General features: G+C 44.6%; 18 protein-coding genes and 1 riboswitch. Of the genes, 11 read left to right on the top strand and 7 right to left on the bottom strand.

Translation table 11 applies throughout. The annotated features are described in order from the left end of the window. The first annotated feature begins 60 nt into the window (after positions 1 to 60). A riboswitch (TPP riboswitch) is annotated at positions 61 to 160 on the top strand. A 55-nt stretch (positions 161 to 215) separates the two neighbouring features. The 9 genes from thiS (at position 216) to ACYVAA_RS04595 (ending at position 7,832) form a co-directional block, all read left to right on the top strand. Further along, a complete protein-coding gene (thiS, locus tag ACYVAA_RS04635) occupies positions 216 to 422 on the top strand; it encodes a sulfur carrier protein ThiS (protein ID WP_460538931.1) in 207 nt (68 codons plus the stop codon). An 11-nt stretch (positions 423 to 433) separates the two neighbouring features. Then, the gene (gene thiC / locus ACYVAA_RS04630; protein ID WP_460538929.1) at positions 434 to 2,305 is read left to right on the top strand and encodes a phosphomethylpyrimidine synthase ThiC; all 1,872 of its coding nucleotides are present in this window, start codon (positions 434 to 436) and stop codon (positions 2,303 to 2,305) included. 5 nt (positions 2,306 to 2,310) lie between these two features. Further along, a complete protein-coding gene (locus tag ACYVAA_RS04625; RefSeq protein WP_460538927.1) occupies positions 2,311 to 2,907 on the top strand; it encodes a thiamine phosphate synthase in 597 nt (198 codons plus the stop codon). Further along, positions 2,894 to 3,550, top strand: a complete 657-nt coding sequence (gene thiE, locus ACYVAA_RS04620; protein WP_460538925.1) for a thiamine phosphate synthase — start codon at positions 2,894 to 2,896, stop codon at positions 3,548 to 3,550. Before ACYVAA_RS04625 ends, thiE begins: the two co-directional genes overlap by 14 nt. Then, the gene (locus ACYVAA_RS04615; RefSeq protein ID WP_460538923.1) at positions 3,531 to 4,295 is read left to right on the top strand and encodes a thiazole synthase; all 765 of its coding nucleotides are present in this window, start codon (positions 3,531 to 3,533) and stop codon (positions 4,293 to 4,295) included. The genes thiE and ACYVAA_RS04615 overlap by 20 nt, the downstream gene beginning before the upstream one ends. Next, entirely contained in the window at positions 4,292 to 5,413 is a 1,122-nt protein-coding gene (gene thiH, locus ACYVAA_RS04610) for a 2-iminoacetate synthase ThiH (RefSeq protein WP_460538921.1), read from the top strand. Before ACYVAA_RS04615 ends, thiH begins: the two co-directional genes overlap by 4 nt. Beyond that, the gene (locus ACYVAA_RS04605) at positions 5,403 to 6,467 is read left to right on the top strand and encodes a ThiF family adenylyltransferase (protein ID WP_460538919.1); all 1,065 of its coding nucleotides are present in this window, start codon (positions 5,403 to 5,405) and stop codon (positions 6,465 to 6,467) included. Before thiH ends, ACYVAA_RS04605 begins: the two co-directional genes overlap by 11 nt. 105 nt (positions 6,468 to 6,572) lie before the next feature. Further along, complete coding sequence (locus ACYVAA_RS04600; protein ID WP_460538917.1) at positions 6,573 to 6,773, top strand: dodecin family protein; 201 nt, start codon at positions 6,573 to 6,575, stop codon at positions 6,771 to 6,773. A 99-nt stretch (positions 6,774 to 6,872) separates the two neighbouring features. Beyond that, positions 6,873 to 7,832, top strand: coding sequence for an aldo-keto reductase family protein (locus ACYVAA_RS04595; RefSeq protein ID WP_460538915.1), 960 nt, complete (start codon positions 6,873 to 6,875; stop codon positions 7,830 to 7,832). Between the two features lie 61 nt (positions 7,833 to 7,893). Here ACYVAA_RS04595 and ACYVAA_RS04590 read toward each other — a convergent pair whose 3' ends face one another. Then, a complete protein-coding gene (locus ACYVAA_RS04590; RefSeq protein ID WP_460538913.1) occupies positions 7,894 to 8,607 on the bottom strand; it encodes a hypothetical protein in 714 nt (237 codons plus the stop codon). A 112-nt stretch (positions 8,608 to 8,719) separates the two neighbouring features. Between ACYVAA_RS04590 and ACYVAA_RS04585 the strand changes: the two genes are divergently transcribed. Both ACYVAA_RS04585 and ACYVAA_RS04580 read left to right on the top strand, forming a co-directional pair. After that, positions 8,720 to 9,220: a HEAT repeat domain-containing protein gene (locus ACYVAA_RS04585; protein ID WP_460538911.1), complete on the top strand. Its 501-nt coding sequence runs from the start codon at positions 8,720 to 8,722 to the stop codon at positions 9,218 to 9,220. Between the two features lie 168 nt (positions 9,221 to 9,388). Beyond that, positions 9,389 to 9,985: a hypothetical protein gene (locus ACYVAA_RS04580; protein ID WP_460538909.1), complete on the top strand. Its 597-nt coding sequence runs from the start codon at positions 9,389 to 9,391 to the stop codon at positions 9,983 to 9,985. 158 nt (positions 9,986 to 10,143) lie between these two features. On the opposite strand, the gene ACYVAA_RS04575 is transcribed toward ACYVAA_RS04580, so the two are convergent. From ACYVAA_RS04575 to ACYVAA_RS04550, 6 genes are all read right to left on the bottom strand, one after another. Beyond that, positions 10,144 to 10,410, bottom strand: a complete 267-nt coding sequence (locus ACYVAA_RS04575) for a cold-shock protein (protein ID WP_460538907.1) — start codon at positions 10,408 to 10,410, stop codon at positions 10,144 to 10,146. Positions 10,411 to 11,194: 784 nt separating this feature from the next. Continuing rightward, positions 11,195 to 13,672 carry an ATP-dependent RNA helicase gene (gene hrpB, locus ACYVAA_RS04570; RefSeq protein WP_460538905.1) on the bottom strand — a complete coding sequence of 826 codons (2,478 nt, stop codon included), beginning with the start codon at positions 13,670 to 13,672 and terminating at the stop codon, positions 11,195 to 11,197. 368 nt (positions 13,673 to 14,040) lie between these two features. Next, positions 14,041 to 14,415, bottom strand: coding sequence for a GreA/GreB family elongation factor (locus ACYVAA_RS04565; protein ID WP_460538903.1), 375 nt, complete (start codon positions 14,413 to 14,415; stop codon positions 14,041 to 14,043). Between the two features lie 1,048 nt (positions 14,416 to 15,463). Next, the gene (locus ACYVAA_RS04560; protein ID WP_460538901.1) at positions 15,464 to 16,714 is read right to left on the bottom strand and encodes a PepSY-associated TM helix domain-containing protein; all 1,251 of its coding nucleotides are present in this window, start codon (positions 16,712 to 16,714) and stop codon (positions 15,464 to 15,466) included. Positions 16,715 to 17,290: 576 nt separating this feature from the next. Then, the gene (locus ACYVAA_RS04555) at positions 17,291 to 19,591 is read right to left on the bottom strand and encodes a TonB-dependent receptor (RefSeq protein ID WP_460538899.1); all 2,301 of its coding nucleotides are present in this window, start codon (positions 19,589 to 19,591) and stop codon (positions 17,291 to 17,293) included. Positions 19,592 to 19,725: 134 nt separating this feature from the next. Continuing rightward, entirely contained in the window at positions 19,726 to 20,103 is a 378-nt protein-coding gene (locus ACYVAA_RS04550) for a hypothetical protein (protein WP_460538897.1), read from the bottom strand. Positions 20,104 to 20,290 lie beyond the last annotated feature (187 nt).

Below are 20,290 nucleotides of genomic sequence, written 5' to 3'. Positions count from 1 at the left end.
TCAATTAATGATTGAAATGATTTCCGAATCTCCAATATCCTCCTAACTTTGTGTTCACGTAATAAACTTTAGGGGTGTTCCGATAGACTTTCGGGACTGAGACATACCCTCTGAACCTGATCCCGATAATGCGGGCGAAGGGAAAAGTGAAGCGTCCTTCCGAGAGATTACCTTCATTCCTGAAGTTTTTTTGTTCATTCAAAAATTAAATTCTTATGAATTTTCTCCTAAACGGCGAACCTGTGGTTCATTCCGAAGGGGACCTCACTTTGTCAGGAATACTTCAAGCCAAACAGATCAAAGCAGAGAGAGGTCTGGCCATAGCGGTCAACCAAGAAGTGGTCCCAAAATCCAAATGGGACAATTTTCAATTAAAGGACAACGACACTATTTTGATCATCAAAGCAACTCAAGGAGGATAATCACAACAACTATGAAGGACCTTAGTCAAGAGAACATCAGTAATTATATCACTACTGACCCATTCCCAAAATCCCAAAAGATTTACGTGCCCGGAAAGATCCACCCGATCAAAGTGGCCATGCGCGAAATTTCTTTGAATGATACGGTTTCCCATTTGGACAGGCACCAGACAGTGGAAAAGAATGCCCCTGTGACCGTTTATGATACCAGCGGGCCTTATACTGATCCTAATGTACAGATAGATGTAAAAAAAGGACTTCCCCGTTTGAGAGAGGAGTGGATCACAGCCACAGGTGATGTGGAAGAGCTGGATAAACTTTCCTCTGAATACGGACAGAGAAGGCTGGACAACCCTGCCTTGGACAAGTTCCGTTTTGATCTGGTCAAGAAACCTTATAAGGCTAAAGCGGGCAAAAATGTCAGCCAGATGCACTATGCCAAAAAGGGCATTGTCACGCCTGAAATGGAATACATTGCCATCCGTGAAAACCAAAGGATAGCGGAGCAAAAAGAACTGACCAAGCAGCATCCGGGAAACAGTTTTGGGGCCAACACTCCCAAAGGGCTGATCACTCCCGAGTTTGTGCGGGGCGAAATTGCCCAGGGGCGTGCTGTCATCCCGGCCAATATCAACCACCCGGAAGCAGAACCGATGATCATCGGCCGTAATTTTCTGGTGAAGATCAACGCCAATATCGGTAACTCTGCCATTGGATCGAGCATAGAAGAAGAAGTGGAAAAAGCGGTGTGGGCCTGCCGTTGGGGGGCAGATACGATCATGGACCTGTCTACCGGGAAAAACATCCATGAAACCCGGGAATGGATTCTTAGAAACAGTCCAGTGCCAATCGGTACGGTACCCATTTACCAGGCTTTGGAAAAAGTAAATGGTAAAGCGGAAGACCTGACATGGGAGCTTTTCAGGGATACTTTGATTGAGCAGGCAGAGCAAGGAGTAGATTATTTCACCATCCATGCAGGGGTGTTGCTGCGGTACGTTCCGATGACTGCCAAAAGGGTAACTGGAATTGTTTCAAGAGGTGGTTCCATTATGGCCAAATGGTGTCTGGCGCACCATAAGGAGAATTTCCTCTATACCCACTTTGAGGAGATCTGTGAGATCATGAAGGCTTATAATGTGACCTTCTCCTTGGGAGATGGGCTTCGTCCCGGTTCCATTGCTGATGCCAATGACGCGGCACAGTTTGCTGAATTGGAGACTCTGGGTGAGTTGACCAAAATAGCTTGGAAACACGATGTCCAGACCATTATTGAAGGTCCGGGCCATATCCCGATGCACATGATCAAGGAAAATATGGACAAGCAATTGGTAGAATGTGGGGAGGCGCCTTTCTATACCCTGGGGCCTTTGACCACGGACATTGCACCGGGTTATGACCATATCACTTCCGGTATCGGAGCCGCTATGATCGGCTGGTATGGTTGTGCCATGCTTTGTTATGTGACGCCAAAAGAACACTTGGGCTTACCGGACAAGAAAGATGTGAAGGACGGCGTGATCACTTATAAAATCGCTGCCCATGCGGCAGATTTGGCCAAGGGACATCCAGGCGCCCAGTACAGGGATGATGCCTTGAGCAAAGCCCGTTTTGAGTTCCGCTGGGAGGACCAGTTTAACCTGGCCTTGGATCCTGATACGGCAAAAGCCTTTCATGACGAGACACTTCCTGCTGAGGGGGCAAAAATCGCCCATTTCTGCAGTATGTGCGGACCTAATTTCTGCTCTATGAAGATCACGCAAGACGTCAGGGATTATGCCGACCAAAACGGACTGAATGATTCAGATGCCATTGAGAAGGGCCTACAACAAAAAGCGGAGGAATTTTCCGAAAAAGGAGGAGAGCTCTACCTCAATCAGTAATGGATATGGTACTGATTACCGATCCAGGCAAACCGGAAGGTGAACGAGACACCCTGATCCAGCTAATGGATCAGGGGCTTTTGAGAGTTCATATACGTAAACCGGAATGGAGTGGTAAGGAGGTAGAGGACTTGCTAAAACAGATTCCCGAAAAATATTACCCCAAAATCAGCCTGCACGGAGATGTGGAAATGTCACAGGCATTAGGTCTTGGCGGTTGCCACTATAAGCAGCGCCAGTTCCCATCCGAGCAGGCCTTTATGACCAGCAAATCCTTTCACGGTACTGAAGAGTTGTTGAAGCCTGAAAACAGCACGTTGGATTATGCTTTTCTAAGTCCTGTTTTTGACAGCCTTTCCAAAAGCAATTATCAAGCTGCTTTCAATTATGAAGAGCTGAAAGCGTGGCTGGCAGCTCATAAGCGGAAGTTGGGTTTTTCCTTATTTGCCTTGGGCGGGATCAGCCCGGACAAGGTAGTTGAGGCAAAACAGCTGGGATTTGACGGTATAGCTGTTTTAGGGGCTATTTGGGGAAAAGCAAGCACAAAAGAAAGATTGGTACAGTTCCAACAATTCCAACAACAGATTCATGATGCAAAATAAGTTAATCAGTACTTTTCAATACATTACGCCGAACCTCGCTCACCAGGATGATTATATCCTTGATATCAAGCGGGTTTGTTCCACAGGGGTGAAATGGGTTCAACTGCGCATGAAGGCTTTCCCTAAGCCCGTTGTCCTCCAGACAGCCTTCGGGGCCAAAGAGGTGTGTGATCACCATGGCTGCCAACTGATTATCAATGATCATCCGGAGATCGCCAATAAGGTGAAGGCTGCCGGGGTCCATGTCGGAAAGGAAGACCGGAAGGCAGCGGATATCCGCTACCGCTATGGAAATGACCTGATCATTGGTGCCACTGCAAATACATTGGAGGACATCCTCAAGGTGGAAGAATATGCGGATTATGTCGGACTTGGGCCTTTCCGCTTTACCAATACAAAAAAGAAGCTCAGTCCTATTTTGGGCTTGGAAGGGTACAAAGAAATTTTGGGCCAACTGATGCTCCAAGGTAAGGATATCCCCGTAGTGGGGATAGGGGGGATAGAAATGGAAGACCTCCATGAGCTGAGTAAAACCGGACTTCACGGGATTGCCGCATCGGGCTTGCTCCACCGTGCCGAAAATCCTGAGTCCATCATTCAAGAAATAACCAAAACATTTCATTATGCTGACCATTGCCAATAAAACGTTTTCATCCAGGTTGTTTACCGGAACAGGCAAATTTCCAAGTTATTCCTCCATGCAGGAGGCGCTGGAGGTATCTGGTTCCGAACTGGTGACCGTAGCCCTTAGGAGGGTGGATGTAAAGAATGAGGAGGATGATATGTTGGCGCATTTGTCTCATGAACGGATCAACCTTCTCCCGAATACCTCTGGTGTGAGAACCGCCAAGGAGGCCGTTTTCGCGGCCCAGCTGGCAGCAGAGGCGTTGGAGACCAACTGGATCAAACTGGAAATCCACCCGGATCCCAAATATTTGCTTCCGGATCCCATAGAAACATTGAAAGCCACCGAAGAACTTGCCAAGGCAGGTTTTGTGGTATTGCCCTATATCCATGCCGATCCGGTTTTATGCAAGCGGCTTGAGGAAGCAGGTGCTTCTGCGGTGATGCCCTTGGGATCGCCCATAGGGAGCAATAACGGTTTGAGAACCTTGGATTTCCTGAAGATCATTATCGAGCAGAGCAAGGTACCTGTGGTGGTGGATGCAGGCTTGGGGGTGCCTTCCCATGCTGCCCAAGCAATGGAGATAGGTGCTGATGCTGTCCTGGTCAATACGGCCATCGCGGTGGCCCAAAACCCGATAAAAATGGCTGAAGCCTTCAAAATGGCCGTGGAAGCAGGGAGAATGGCCTACGAATGCGGTCCTGCAGCTTCCAGCACAGAAGCACAATCCAGTAGCCCACTTACAGAATTCCTTTCCATATGAGTGATTTCAAAGACTTATTGGAAAAGTATACTCCTGAGTCTATTCATGAGGCCGTCCAGAAGGTCTCATCAGTGGATGTGGAAAGAGCCTTGGCGAAGTCCTCCAGAAACCTGGATGATTTTTTGGCCCTGATCTCTCCGGCTGCTGTTCCTTACCTTGAGAGAATGGCCGTTAAAAGCAGGGAGCTTACTCTTCAGCGCTTTGGCAATAATATGCAGCTGTTTGCTCCCATGTATCTCTCCAACGAATGTCAGAATATTTGTACCTACTGTGGATTTAGTTTGGACAATAAAGTAAGGCGGAAGACCCTAAGTGATAAAGAAATCATGATGGAGGTAGAGGTCTTGAAATCCATGGGCTTTGACCATATCCTGTTGGTCACCGGTGAAGCGAACAAGACTGTCGGAGTGGATTATCTGGAACATGCCATTCAGCTCATCAAGCCGCATTTTGCCAATGTGAGTATAGAGGTTCAGCCATTAGACCAGGATGAATACGAGCGCTTGATCAAAAGTGGTTTGCACAGTGTGTTGGTTTATCAGGAAACCTATCACCGAGAGACTTATAAGCATCATCATCCCAAAGGCAAGAAATCCAATTTTGACTATCGACTGGAAACTCCCGATCGTTTAGGAAGGGCAGGAATTCATAAGATAGGTATAGGTTCGCTTATCGGCCTGGAAGATTGGCGTGTGGATAGTTTTTACACCGCTTTGCACTTGCAGTATCTGGAAAGAAAGTACTGGAAAACCAAGTACGCCATCTCTTTTCCCCGATTGCGGCCGTTTTCTGGAGGCCAGGAACCCAAGGTGGCCATGAGCGACCCTGAGCTGGTTCAGTTGATCTGCGCCTACCGTTTGTTCGATCCGGATGTGGAGCTCTCTCTTTCCACCAGAGAGACAGAACACTTCAGAAACCATGTGATCAAGTTGGGAATCACTTCCATGAGTGCGGGATCCAAAACCAACCCCGGAGGATATGCGGTGGAAAAGCAGTCCTTGGAGCAATTTGAAATTTCCGACGAGAGGAGCCCAAGGGAAATTGCTGAATTATTACGAAAAAATGGGTACCAACCGGTATGGAAGGATTGGGACCCTGTTTTACAATATGCAGACTAAAGCAGATATCAGGTATAGCCGCCACCATTCCCTGCCCGGTTTTGGAAGGGAAAAGCAGGAAATGTTGGGCAAAAGCAAAGTGTTGGTCATCGGTGCCGGGGGCCTTGGTTGCCCCGTGTTGCAGTATTTGACCGCTGCAGGTATAGGCACTATTGGTATTGTGGACGGTGATACGGTGGAACTTTCCAACCTGCAAAGGCAGGTACTTTTTGGTGAGGCTGATATTGGGCGTCCTAAGGCTCAAGTGGCCATGGAGAAGCTGCAGGGGCAGAACCCCGACATAGAAATCCATTGTCATGAGGTGTTTATTACTGCCGAAAATGCCTTGGAAATTTTCAAGGAATATGATGTCATCGTAGACGGTACGGACAATTTTACTTCGCGGTATCTGATCAATGATGCTGCGGTACTGACAGGAAAGCCAGTAGTCTTTGGATCTATTTTAGGATTTGAGGGGCAGGTGAGTGTGTTTAATTGGGGGGATAAAGGTCCCACTTACCGTTGTCTGTTCCCTGAGGCCCCCGATCCGCTTGACTCACCGAGCTGCAGTGAGCTTGGCGTAATCGGCGTGTTGCCGGGAATGATAGGTACTTTACAGGCCAATGAAGTCATCAAGCTTTGTACGGGAATAGGAGAGCCTTTGTCCGGGAAACTATTGATCTGGAATGCTTTGAACACTAGTCAAAATCTCATTTCGTTTTTTCAAAACCCTGAAAATAAACGAATAACGCAATTGAAAGAAGAATCCTATGATTGCGAGATAAATGATGAGGAAAGAACAATTAGCATTGAAGCTTTTCTTGCCCATGAAGCTTATTGGAAGACAAGGATGGTGGATGTTAGATCAGAAAGTGAGTATGGAGCATTCAATAAGGGAGGTGTAAATATTCCTTTGCAAAGCATAGCTCAAAACGTTAAAAAACTAAAAGCGCAGGATAAAGTATTACTCGTATGTCAATCTGGAAAAAGAAGTGAGCAGGCGCTTAATTATCTACTTGAGCAGGGGCTTGATCATGTAGTCCATTTGGAAGGGGGATGGAATACATTGGGTTGATATAAAGTTTGTTATGGGCATAATCCGGGTTTAATTTGTAACTTGTGTAACTGCCTATTTAAAAAGCAGCTTTGTTCTTTTCTTAAACCCAAAACAACTGTTCCTATGTCTATTGTTAAAGTAATTGAAGTAATAGCAAGCTCAAGCTCCAGCTTTGATGATGCGGTTAAAAATGCCGTTGTGGAAGCCTCTAAGACCGTTAAAAATATCCGATCGGTAAACGTGGAAAATATGAACGCCAAGGTAGAGAATAATAAAATTGTTTCTTTTGGCGTCAATGCCAAGATTTCTTTTGAGATCTCTTAGCCAAAAGACGGAAGTTGTCCTTTATTATCCCTTCAAAAAGCTGTAGTTTTATTACCTTCTTTTTGAAGGGATTTTTGATGTTATAAACCACTGAACAATATGAAAACCTTATCCTTTAAAAACGGAGACCAGATGCCCATTTTAGGACTGGGAACCTGGCTTTCCAAGCCTGGTGAAGTTTACGAGGCAGTCTTGGAAGCGATAGCTTTGGGCTATCGTCACTTTGACTGTGCCTATATCTATAAAAACGAAAAGGAAATAGGAGAGGCCTTTGCCAAGGCTTTTTCTGATGGACTGGTCAAAAGAGAAGATATTTGGGTGACCTCCAAATGCTGGAATGATTCCCACAGATCGGAGCATGTGCTTCCTGCATTGGAAAAAACCTTGAAAGACCTTCAGCTGGATTATCTAGACCTTTATTTGATCCACTGGCCGGTAGCCTTAAAGCATGGGGTTGAATTTCCGGAGTCAAAGGCTGACTTTGAAGACTTGGAGCGTGTTCCGCTTTCTGAAACATGGGCGGCCATGGAAAAGCTGTTGGAAAAAGGCAAAGTAAGGCATATTGGCGTATCAAATTTCAAGGTCAAAAAGCTGGAGGAAATCCTGGAAACTGCCAAAATAAAACCGGAAATGAACCAAGTGGAAATGCATCCTTTTTTGCCTCAACGAGGCTTGGTGGATTTTTGTCAAAAAGAAGGGATACATTTGACCGCCTATGCTCCCTTGGGGGCAGCATATAGGACCAAGGGAGAGAATGGTTTGGATCTGCCGGTCTTATTGGAGAATGAGCAAGTCCAGTCCATTGCCAAGGCCCATCAAGCCAGCCCCGCCCAAGTGGTATTGGCTTGGGGAATGGCCAGGGGCATTGCAGTGATTCCCAAATCCGTAAATCCCAAAAGAATCAAGGAGAACTATGATTCGACCAAATTGAATTTAAGTCAAGAAGAGTTGGGGCAACTGGATAAGTTGGAAGGCCCTTACCGATTTACGGATGGCAAGCTTTGGACCATGCATGACAGTCCTTACGAATTTTCAGATTTTTGGGAGGAATACAGTTAGTGCAAGCATAAGAACCGGGTGTAGAATAAGCTGCGCCTGGTTTTACCAAAATTTTCAAGTCTCACCAATCCTCTTCTTCTTCCTCTCGTCCCTCATCAAAGGGCTCTTCTTTTGTTAAAAAGGGGGCGATTACATCTTTGACTTGATTTTTATATTTGATTTCTGCTTGCAGCATAAAGTCATTGGTTTCCATCAGGGCTTCATAAGTAGGACTGGCGACATGCTTGGGGATTTTAAAAAGCCTTTTGTCATCTTTGGCAAACGGGGTTTCTACTTTACTTCCAAAAAGATACGGAATCAAGGTCGTAGCACAACTCAGGCCTACCTTATCTACCCGAAACCTCTCAAAGTAGTCCTGTAGTCTATCATTGATGGCCTCAAAAAACTCCAAGGTCTCGGCAAGTCTGACGCGGGATCCTGCGCGGGACTTGCCCTTGGTCTTTAAATGCTTAATCTGGCTTTTGCCTTGTTTTTTACGCACCATATAGGCCCTGAATACCTTATGGTCCATGTTTTCACCGTTTTCGAAATAGCCTATTGAAGCAATACCAGAACGGATCATCAACAACACATAATTGGTTTGTTCCAGCTGGTTTTTATGATGGTCTTTGGGAGAGTTCCAGTAAATAGGAAGCCTGATTTGCAGTATTTTTTCAGATTGCTCAAAAAAGGTTAAGGTATTTTTCTGTTGGTCATGTTCCTGCTCATACGGAAAGGGCCGGAGTTTTTCCAACAATTTTTCACAGTGAGGTGCAGAGATTAATTTTTCTTCCATGTAGAGGAATTTGAAATTTATAAGCAGGCTTGCAGAATATCCAATTATCTTTGTCAAAGTACTGAAAAAATGAACAAACATGGCGGCAAATATTGACCTTTTAATCCAAAAAATGTGTGATAAGCAAGAGGAAGAAGCGTATACTTTTGCAGATCAGTTGGCAGAAATCGGTGGGGAGGAAGTACTCAACAAATTGCTGGTTGTATTGAAAGGCGAGGATATAGAAAGTGCCTATCTGGCAGCCAGGGCATTGTCCGCAATGGAGGATAATCAGGATGCGCTGGAACCACTACTGGAGGTCATTCATGATCGCAAAAATAAAATGAAGAACGGGACATTTGTGCAAGCGCTTGAAGGGTTTGACCTGAGTTCAAAGTTTGTGGATGTGCTCAGGATTTACCTATTTGGGAATTTTAAGGCCTCTTTTTTGGCCAAGGAATACCTGGACTATACCGAATTTGACATTACCCCTCGGGTGATTCGCAAAGCCGAAAAGCACTGGAATCACTATCAAAATAACAGCAAGCAGGACGAAACTTTTGAGATCAAAAAGGAGGAGGTAGAGGAGATTTTAGCTGACCTGAAAGGAATGTTTGAAGAGGAAGAAGATTGATGGACAGGCAATGTTCCGTTAACAGTTTTTATTCAGGTCAGAGGGTATAAAGGTTTTTAGCGTAGTGAATGGGGTATGCATAAAGGCATCTTCCTTATATTACTGACAGTATGATTTGGCCCAAAAGATTGGTAAATTGTCTTATTGTCAACCAAGAATCCCATTGCCATGAAAACGCTGTTCCTAAGTCTTTTAATGCTTACTATTGGGCCTATTTGCTTTGGACAAAACAGCATGCCCTCTGAGGAAATTCAGGTGAAATTGGCCCTGTTGGCAGCACCTGAGGATGGTCGGGAAGGGGCCACCGTATACGGGTATGATGAAAAAGGGGAGTTGTTTTTGTTACGGGCTGGAAGTAATGAGCTGATCTGCATAGGGGATGATCCCCAGAAAGAAGGCCTGAATGTGTCCTGCTACCATAAGGAGCTACAGCCTTTTATGGAAAGGGGCAGGTACTTGCGCAAGCAAGGAAAAAATTTCGATGAGATTTTTGAGATTAGAGAAGAGGAGGTCAAAAGCGGAAAGCTTAAAATGCCGGATGATGGGGCCACGCTTTTTGTGTTTACAGCGGATCAAGAAGATGTAAATTTTGTTAGCGGAGAAGTGAAAAATGGCCATTTCCGGTATGTGGTCTATATCCCCTATGCCACAGTGGAAAGCACCGGCCTGCCCTTAAAGCCTGAGGCTCCTGGCATGCCCTGGATCATGGATCCGGGAACCCATCGAGCCCATATTATGATCACGCCTCCGAAAAAGGAAAAGTAGATTTGGGGATTTTAAATTATAGAGATGGTTAGGTCGGGATTTCAAATCCCGACCATCAACATTGCAAATCCCGATGAGCAAGGGCACTAAAAAAATAATGCCATTACATGATAAGTATGTAATGGCATTGCTTTTATGATTTTTGGATCAGGAGGGCACTATTGATCCCTGGAGTCAGCATCCCTTCGGGATTGCGGACGATGGCGACCATGCTCATTTTTCTTCTTATCGTCCTTCTCTGTAGGTGGCTCAGGGGGAGTATCCGTTATATTTCCAAATTCGTCCACGTAAGCAATCATGTCCTCCAGTTTGCCACTGGTTTCCTGCTTCTTCTTCTCCAAACGGTTTTCTAATTTCTCTTTTTTCTTTTTTGCTTTCCTGTCCGCTTTTTGTTTTTTAATGAAGCTGTTATTCGATCTTGCCATATATTTTGTTTAGTTCCGACAATCAAGCACCCCCGCTTAATTTAAAACTTTAACAAAATAATTAATAGATAAATGGTTCGTATTCAGCTATAAATGAAGTTTGGATCAGTTTTAAAGAAAACGTGAGGGAAATGTGCTTTGTTTAATTAACCAAAGTTCAATAAAAAAGGGGAGGATAACTAATTGCTTCCGACTTATTTTTACTTTTGTTTCAGCTGATCCAAGGCATTTTCTTGGCTCTATATGGATTACTATGGGCATAAAAATTTAAGTTATTAAGAAGGTCTAAATGATTTGATGCTCAAAAAGGCCCTTTACCGATGGCTATCGGTAGGTAAAGATTTATCACAATTAACATGAAAAGCAGCTCACTTCGACACGCTCAGTGACCTAATGCTATTTTGGGTTAGGGAGCGGGCAAATTAGACACTTCTGGCCCTGGGTTCGCACACAGGGTTATTAATGTTTGGCCTTTACAGGGCTAGATACCATCATTAAAAAAACAATAACAGGAGCACTTGCCGCGGCAGGGGGCTATATGATTAACCCCGGGCCGCACCAACAATCGTTCTAGGAATTAGCCGCCAAAACTATTCATAATGCCAGCGAGTTTCCGTTCCGAATAGCTACCGGGACTTTTTGTCACCTTGAAAAGCTTACTGAAAATCCATCTCCCATCAACCATACAGAAGAGATCTGCAACTGGATGTTTTATCAAGTTTAGCCACTGCAAATCATATCGAACCACATTTTCTATAAATTTTCTTCAGTTTTTGCCCTAGCTTTATTTTCTTTTCACCCCTCTTACGGCTTCAGATGCCAAAGGATCTTCAGGCCAATGGTGTTTTGGATAACGCCTTTTCAGTTCTTTCTTGACCTCAAAATAAGTGTTATCCCAAAAACTCCTGAGGTCGCTGGTTACTTGGACGGGCTTGAAGCCTGGGGAAAGCAGATGCATTATCAATCCATTCTTCCCTTCATTTAACTTGGGGGTATCCAACAGGCCAAATACCTCTTGAAGGCGGACTGCCAGCACAGGCGGTTCTCCGTCTTTTTGATAGTGTATTTTAATGGAAGAACCACTGGGGACTTTTATCTTTTCCGGTACAAGTCTTTCCAGTTCTAGTTGCTGCTCATAAGAAAGGCTATGTTGCAGGATGTCCAGCAAATTGAGTTTTCTGAGCTGTTCTGCAGTTTGAATATTGGTCAAGTATGGAGCAATCCATTGGGGATTTTTTAGTAAAGCAGAGGTCTTTACATCTGGCCATCCCTGCTCGGGGTTCCAAACCCTCAGACTGTCAATACGGTTTTGCCATTGCTCCACTTTGTCATTGAAATCCAACAACCTTTCACCTTCTTCCTGTATCGCTTTGGAAATGGCTTGGGTCTTCAATGTCGGATCGATACTATGAATCGGTTTGGACTGCAATATTATATGGCCGATCCTCCATTGTTTTTCCGCAATAAATCCGCCCTTTTTGGTATCCCAAGTAGCCATTTCTTTTTCTTTGACCATAAAAGCCAGGTCTTTTGGGTTTAATGGTGCGGCCATAAAGATCTTTCCCAGGCCATCCCTGGCATCCACATGGGCAATGCTCAGCCAAGCTTCATGGGCAAGATCATCCTTATGATGCATCATCGCAATTTTGCCATTGGTCATCTTGAACTGGGCATTGTTTCCAGGCCTTGCATGCGCAATCCTTTCCGGATAGGCATAAGTCAGGATTAAACCCGATTCAAAGGGATCAAAGGGCGAGTTGTCCTGCTCTATCCGGAAGAGTTTACGGTAATTGGCAGCCACCTTTTCAATCCTGTCAAAGCCTCTGCCTTGTTTGTTGATGCCGCGGTGCCTTCTCAATGCTTCGATCCTCAGGTTGATATCCGTACCTTCTTCTTTTCCAAGAGGGTCTTTTTCTTCTAAAATGGCAGCGATGTCGGTGGCCAGTGCCAAGTTTCCTTCTTCCTTGGCCATCAACAACATGTGGGCAATACGGGGATGGCAGGGAAGTTCCCTAAGTTGCTCCCCATGCCTGGTGAGTTTATTGTCCTCAATGGCTCCAAGTTGCTCTAAAAGCTCTTGGGCCTGTGTCAGCGTGCCGGATGGAGGAGGAGTGAGCCAGGTCATTTGGGGAATGTCCTCAATGCCCCATTGGACCAGGTCCAGGCAGAGGGCACTCAGGTCTGCTTCTAATATCTCAGGGACCCTGAAATCCGCCAAACGATCATCCGTTGCTTTGGTCCATAAGCGATAACAGGTGCCGGGCCCCAATCTACCTGCACGCCCAGCCCTTTGTGCTGCAGAATCTTTGGAGATCTTTACGGTTTCCAAATGGGATAGACCTGAACGCGGGTCAAACTTCGAGGTTCTTCCAAACCCTGAGTCCACCACGATGCTGATGCCTTCTATGGTCAAGCTGGTTTCGGCGATGGAAGTGGCCAAAACCACTTTCCGTTTGCCTTCTGGATGGGGAAGTATGGCCTGTTGCTGCTTTTGTGGACTCAGCTGACCATAGAGCGGATAAATGGCCATTTCAGGCAAAGCTGATTTTAGGAGAGCAGCCGTTTTTTTTATTTCCATTTGGCCGGGAAGAAAAGCCAGTATGTCACCCTGTTTTTCATTGGAAGCTTTCCGTATAGTTTGGGCCATCAATTCCGGCAATGTCCAAATATCCGAATCCTGAACATGAATAATATCTACTGGATATTGTTTACCCAAGCTTTCAGCTATTGGCGCGTTCAACAGCCTGGAAAGTTGTGGCATGTCCAGTGTTGCGGACATGACCAGTATCCTAAGATCAGGCCTTAGAATTTGTTGGATCTCACGACAGAGCGCCATGGCTACATCGGCGTGGATATTCCTTTCATGAAATTCGTCAAAGATCACCATACCCACGTCCTCCAATCCATTGTCATGATGGATCATTCTGGTCATGATTCCTTCAGTCAGTACTTCTATCTGGGTATCTTTGGTTGCCCTGCTTTCAAACCTGATCCGGTAGCCCACATTTTCTCCAACCTTTTCTCCCAAAAGATCGGCCATCCGATTGGCAATGGACTTTGCCGCCAGTCTTCTGGGCTCCAGCATCAATATTTTTTTGCCCTGCAGCCATTCCTCCTCTTTTAGGGCCAAAGGTACCAGGGTACTTTTACCTGCGCCGGGAGGGGCATGCAGGATCAGGGTATTATTACTTTTTAGCAGTTCCTTCACCTGCGGAATGATGTCCACCACAGGCAACTGAATTTTAAAGGGATCGAAAGACAAGGCAGTACTGTTTATTTGCCTTCAAAGGTATAAAAAATGGATTCAAGAAGTGCAATGGGGCAGAAAAAGCAAAACCGTCCTTTTGAGGGGACGGTTTATCGGAAATGGGTCTTTTTCTGAATAGGGTTAGCAACGTTTGCGTTCAGTTACCAAGCATTTAGTTTACAATCAGTACGGGTTTGTAGTATCGGTTATTTTGGATTCGTGCTTTGACTTTTTAACTAAACTAATTTCACAATTAATATAGTGAAATTGACTTGAATTAAAATGGGGAAGGTGAATTATTATGAAAATATTAACCACCCCGTGTAAATCTATAGATAAGTACAAGACGACCAAGGAATACCGCTTGTTTTCCGAGTTTTTATTTAGCTGTTTAAAACACTGACAATTTTCAATTCTTTTTCCCCTGAAGGCATTTTCCATTTCAGGGTATGTCCCTCTTTAAACCCCAACAGGGCAACAGAAAGCGGGGCCAATATGGATATTTTTCCTTCTTTGATATTGCTTTTTGAGGGATGTACAATGGTGGCATTGATGATATGCTTGGAAACTAAGTCCTCTACTTGTACAGTAGAACCGATGCTGACAACCTTTTGAGGAACATCCTTGTCTTCCACAATCTGGCAATTTTTGAGTTCTGCCTCCAACTGGTTCAAGTCGATCTGAAAGCCGTTGGATTTACCGGATCGGATGATGTCTTTAAGTACATTATAGTCTGAGATTTTAATCAATGGTTTCATGATAATAAAGATTTTGACATAGCTGTCCTCTTTTTACCCTTCGAGGGAAACGCCATGCATGTTTAAAGAATAGAAATAGATTCTCCATGAAAAATTCTTTTCATATGGATCAGTCCGCTATTGCAATCAGTCACTTTTTATTTTGCACATGACCGTACAGTCAAAGCAAGGATTTTTAATGAAAATAAATAGTAATAACTGTTGACAATCATCTTGCGGAAGCGAGTGGAAGTTTGCTCTCCAACATGAGGCCATCACGGTGGAGAGTTAATGAATAAAGGCTTTGTTACAGGAGAAGAGCAGTAGGATTTCTTTCCCGGATTTTAGGAAAGGAAGCTGAAGTACTGATCCATTGGATGAATTGAATTTGCTCATGGTAAGAAATGGTTTGATGAAAAAATAAAAGGTGCCTATTGGTCTTTACTTGTCTCTTGTTGTTTTTTGACAAGACCTTTTGAGCCTGGTTTACTGATTTTTTTGGGAGTAAAATAGTGGTAATCGGGGTTGATCTCCGAATCATTCAAATAGCAAACAGGGGAAAAAGGAACATTTTCTCCGGTACTTTTGTCTCCATTTTTTGGTAACTCAATATGTTTGGTATTTGATGACATTTAAACGTAAAACAGTGCGAAAATCCTTAAAAGTTATACACGGAAAAAGAGGGAGCAGGGTTTATGTCCTTTGAAGAAATTCCTGTTCATAATGAGGCTAAATTGTCCACGGATGAACACAGATTGACACGGATAAATTGGTGTTAAACGAGGCCTATGATATTCCAATTTATCCATTTTGAAATAATTATTTTCAGTGGCGATGGTAGCTCATGTGACAGCATTTATTATCCACAGAGGAACACAGATTAACGCCCATACAAAGAGGGTAATTTATTCCAAAATGCTCCTCATAGTTTTGGTTGATTTCTATGGCGACTGTAGTTATGCAATTGTTGACCACAGATGAATAGGATAAACACAGGCATTAAAGAGCCAATATTTGTCTGTTTATTCTTAGCTGTGTTCATCGCCGTTCATCAGTGGTCAATATTATTTTAATCGGTTATTTGGACAGTATTTTTGGTATAGAATATAACTTTCGTCTTTTCAAATAGATAGATCAAGATTAAATTCATTCCAAAAAGAGGCAATAGCAGCCCTAAAACGATTACCAGTACCGCGATACCTTTGCCCAGCGAAAAGTTTTGAGGGATATCGGGAATGCCCCATTCGCCCTTTTTCTTCCTTTTGACGTAGGAGATGATAGCGGAAAGGCTCATGACCACCAGGGCCAATGCCGTCAGCAAAACCAACATCCAGTTCCACCATCCAAATTCACCCTGATGAAAGGCCATGACCCATAACCTGCTTTTCATTAGTACACCGATATCGTCCCAGGTACCATGATAAAGCAGTTCACCCGAATACTGATCAAAATGGTAAACGACCATTTTGTCAACATCACTGGTCTGGTTGGAAATGGTATATACCCCTTTTTCATCTTTGGGTAGGCCTATGCTCACTTGACCTTTTAACTGAAGCTTTTCGGCTTCATTGACCATATCATCCAAAGACAAGGGCTGCCCCTTTACTTCCGAATTTATGGACCTTCCCTGCCAGGCAGCGGGAAAGCCGGTGTCGGTTTGCTTTTGAACCCATTGGTAGCCGGATCCGAAAACATCCGTCCAGGGTAGGCCCCCTGCCAAGATCAAAAGGAGCAGGATAGAAAACCAAAAGCCGGTTACTGCATGAAGGTCACGATAGAAAATACGCTTGTTGCCCTTGGTGCGAATGGTGAAAAATCCTCTCCAGCCTCTTCCTCTTGGCCAAAACACAAAAAGCCCGGTTAGGATCAAAACCACCATCCAGGAAGCTGTAAGTTCGACTATTTTGGTCCCGAAGCCTCCCATCAACAGCTCACCATGCAGTTTTCGCACCTGGTGCATATCCGATTGGTCCAGTTGGAAAGTACCGTTTACTTTTCCTGAATAGGGGTCAACGAACAGGCTCGATTTATGGCTGAACATCCCGGAAACGAAGGCTGTGGCTTCAGTCTGGGAGGCGGGTAATTCCATTGCATTGGGTTTCCTGTCCCAGTTTTCTTTAGCGATTTCCCATTGTCTTTGGTAAGATAAGGGTTCGCCAAGCGCTGAAACTGATAGCAACTTTTCTTTGATGGGCTGCTCATAATCCTCCTTAAACAGGTAAATTGTGCCGGTAATGGCCAAAATAAGGATTACCGGGAGGCTGATCAGCCCCCCGATAAAATGCCATTTCCAGATCCAGTTATAGAGATTTTTTTTCATGGATTTTATATTTTTTCTTATAAGATATCGCTTTAAAGTTTAGTGGTTTCTGGAATTAGGGGGATTTCAAAACTGGCAAAGGTATTAGCCGAAAATGGTCTTCCCCATTGGCCTTGGATAAATTCTAGGGGTTTTGGCGGCAAGTTATATGCTCTATTGATATTTATTCGGCCAAAACATGACCCTTGTGGGATACCTTTGCCTGGGGCTGCCACCCCAGGCTTTTATAAAATTGCCCCTTTGGGGCGGCCCCTATCTTCACTGCCTGCCATGACTACAACGAAATATTATTTGTGTAAGAATCGGATAAATCTACTTATGAGACAGCCCCTTTGCCTTAGGCTAAGCCATATCAATCTTCTAAAGGTGGGAATTTGACTAACCACAGGTGTCTCCTATGGTTAGTCACACAGCTCAAATTAGTTTGCCCATCGTCCGGATTAAAGGAGATTACTACTTTCCATCCTGGCCATCTGGGATCTAGTAATCAATGGCCAGTTTGGGCCAATTACCTAAACAAAGCCGAAATTTGATTTATTTGTCCAATGAGCTATTCCCTTTTTTATGTTTGACAGATTACTTGCTGTGCAAATGATAAGCTATGCCTATATTGAAGTTGCGGGGCTTACCCAATGAATAGGTTTGTCCCCATGCAGTGGCTCTGGCTACCGTGGCATAAAGCTGGTCTGTGGCATTGATGATATTGGTCCAAACCTCAAAAGACTTCCATTCATATCCCATGCGAACATTGAAAATATCGTATCCCGAATAGGTTTTGAGGTTTTGTTGGTCCATGAAGTAATCGTCTATATGTTGCCATTCCACGCTTGCCCTGAAGCCATCCAGATAATGGGGGGTGTACGTCACTTGCGCATTGGCAATCCATTCCGGTGCCTGGGGCATTTTAAGGTCTGAATAATCATTACCTGATTCCTCAAACTCCACGAATTTGTGAAGGGCGTTGGTGCCGCTAATCCTGATTTTAACGTCCTTGTGGGCAAGAACATTGATCCCGTATTCGATGCCCTGATGGGTGGTTTTTCCAGCATTTTGAAGTTGCGTGGTGCCATCATCCTGAAGTACCGAAATCAGTTCGTTGAGTCCATCCATTTTGTACAGGCTAAGCTCCAATTTGGCTTTGTTCTCGAAAATAGACATCCAGCCTCCCAATTCTATATTATCATAATAGACAGGTTTGAGTGTGGGGATTTCGTTTCCTCGATATAACTCTGTCACTTGGGGAGGCACAAATCCCTGGCTGAAGTTGGCATAGATTCCCTTGTTTGCCGCCACTTCATAAGTAATGCCCAGCTTTGGCGTAAAGCGGTTAAAGTTGTTTTTTCCGTCAAGAACGGCAGTGTAAGCATTGCTTCCCAAATGGTTGTCAAACTGGTAGTTGAACTGGTCAAAACGTAAAGCACCTATGATGTTCAGTCCCTGCCAAGGCTGTAGCTTTACCTGCGTATATCCAGCAAAATTCAGTAAATCAGCCTTGTAGTCCACTAATAAACTGTCCGTTTCGGTAAAGGAATCATAAGTGCCCTCATCGTTCTTATGGATACGGATATAATTGGCCACATAACTGTTGGGACTGTAGTCAACACTGGCACCGGCAATCAATTGGGTATTGAGCCAATTGAAATCCTGTTTGTGCTGTGCGATCAGGCCGATACTGTTGAAACTGTTTTCATTGATTTCTCCATGTGCCAGGTTAGGATCACCGGATTGTGTCCAAGGTTTATAATCATCGGCAACACGGTAGGAAGGGTTCTGCTGGATAGCGTTTTTTCTAAAGTACCCCGTTATATTGGTTTTGGCCCCATCGTTCCAATAATGGTCCAAAGCCAGTTTGGTCCTATAGGCATTTACCTTCCGGTTGGTAAAGGTCTGGTTGGAACCATAAGACTCGCTGTAGAAATCCGCACTGTCCAGCGATCCGGACATGTCCGCATAATAATCGATCAGGGTGTTGCTCCACTTCAAGGAGGTGTTTTCGGAAAGGTAATAATTGGCGGACAGGCTAAGGGCCAGTTTGTCAAAGTCAGAGTAGGAGACCACCCCATCTTTTTGGTTGGCATAATAGCCCGCTACCCTGAGGCCCAATTTGTCCTTTACGGTGCCTGAGGCATAAAAGTCAGAGCGTCTATAGCCGATATCACTGCCCTGAAGGCTGATGCCCGCGGTTGGTTTCAGGGATGCCCTCTTACTGATAAAGTTGACCGCCCCACCGATGGCCTCACTACCGTACATGTAGGAAGCCGGGCCCCGGATGATTTCTACCCGGTCGGTATTGGCCATGTTGATCTCCAATAAGGCATTGTGGTTAAATACCCCGGATGTCCTGATGGGAATACCATCCTCAAGATAGAGATAAGAGGCACCATAGTCTATCGGTCTTCTGATGCTCATGGTGTGCTGCTCGCTGCCCAGATCCACCATGTTTACCCCGGGAGTCTGGTTGAGGATTTGGTCAATGGTGGTTGGCTTATTTTCCTCTATGGTCCTGTTGGATATAGAAGAAATGGCCACGGGGGCTTCGGTTCGCCTTTCCTGCTCACGGTTGATACTTACCACTACTTCATCCAATGCCAATGAAGAAGTGATAAGACGTACAGAAAGGGTGTTTTTAGCCATGAGATATACCTCTTCATAGCCCACATAGGATATGCGCAGGCTGTCCTTGTTTTCAGCTGCTTTTAGGCTAAAATGCCCCATATGATCAGTGGTGGCACCTTGACCGGTGTTCAAATTATAAATACTTACAAAAGAAAGGGGCACGCCGGATTCAGCATCCGTCACCGTTCCGGAAACGGTGGACTGTGCCCTAGTGCTGGCCATCAGGCATAACATGGCCAGAGATAAGAAAATGGTTTTCATCTCTTAAGTTTAATAAATAGGAAATGGAGAAAGTGGAAAGCAGCGCTAATAGGGCCATGCCTATTTTTTATACATAGCGTTATATTTCGCTATCCATCGGATGGCGCGTGAAAAAGGCTGCTGAAGAAATTAACTTAAGAGTACTTGGGAGGGTGGAAAATCCTGTCCAGATGGCTGGAAGGAATAAAAACTTTGGCGTAAGATGACCATGCCGTTGAAGTTTCCATTGCGCTAAAGTCCGGACTTTTAACGCTGAACTTCTCCTGGCAAAATACCTCTAATTTTTGTTTCAGGGAATTGGGAGCCTGTTGCTGTTCCTTTTCATCCTGGGCTTTCAGTTCATTGGTCAAAAAACACTTCCCGTTACAAACCGTCATCGGCTCCTCTTTTTTGATACAAAGGACTTCTGCAATGAAATCCTGGTTGATTTCAAAATCGATCACGATGCTGAGCCTGTTGAGCGTAGGCAGCAGCAATACCCAAATCAGCGCTATGGAGAATGCTTTTTGCAAATCGCTGCAAAGGTAGGCCAGGAAAAGATAAGGTGCAAGGGAAAAATTTTATTCTATGAAACCTAAAAGATGAATTGTAGTAGCAGGCATTGTAAATGTGGGATGGTATTTTCGCAGCACCTCAAAGAAATGCTGCCTATTTTCCCAAAAAGAGGAGTTAGGGACTTCTGAGAATTTCACGGACAAG

This window comes from Echinicola sediminis, from assembly GCF_054777495.1.
Note: the sequence above shows the minus strand (reverse complement) of the source record. Positions and strands in the feature narration are given on the sequence as shown.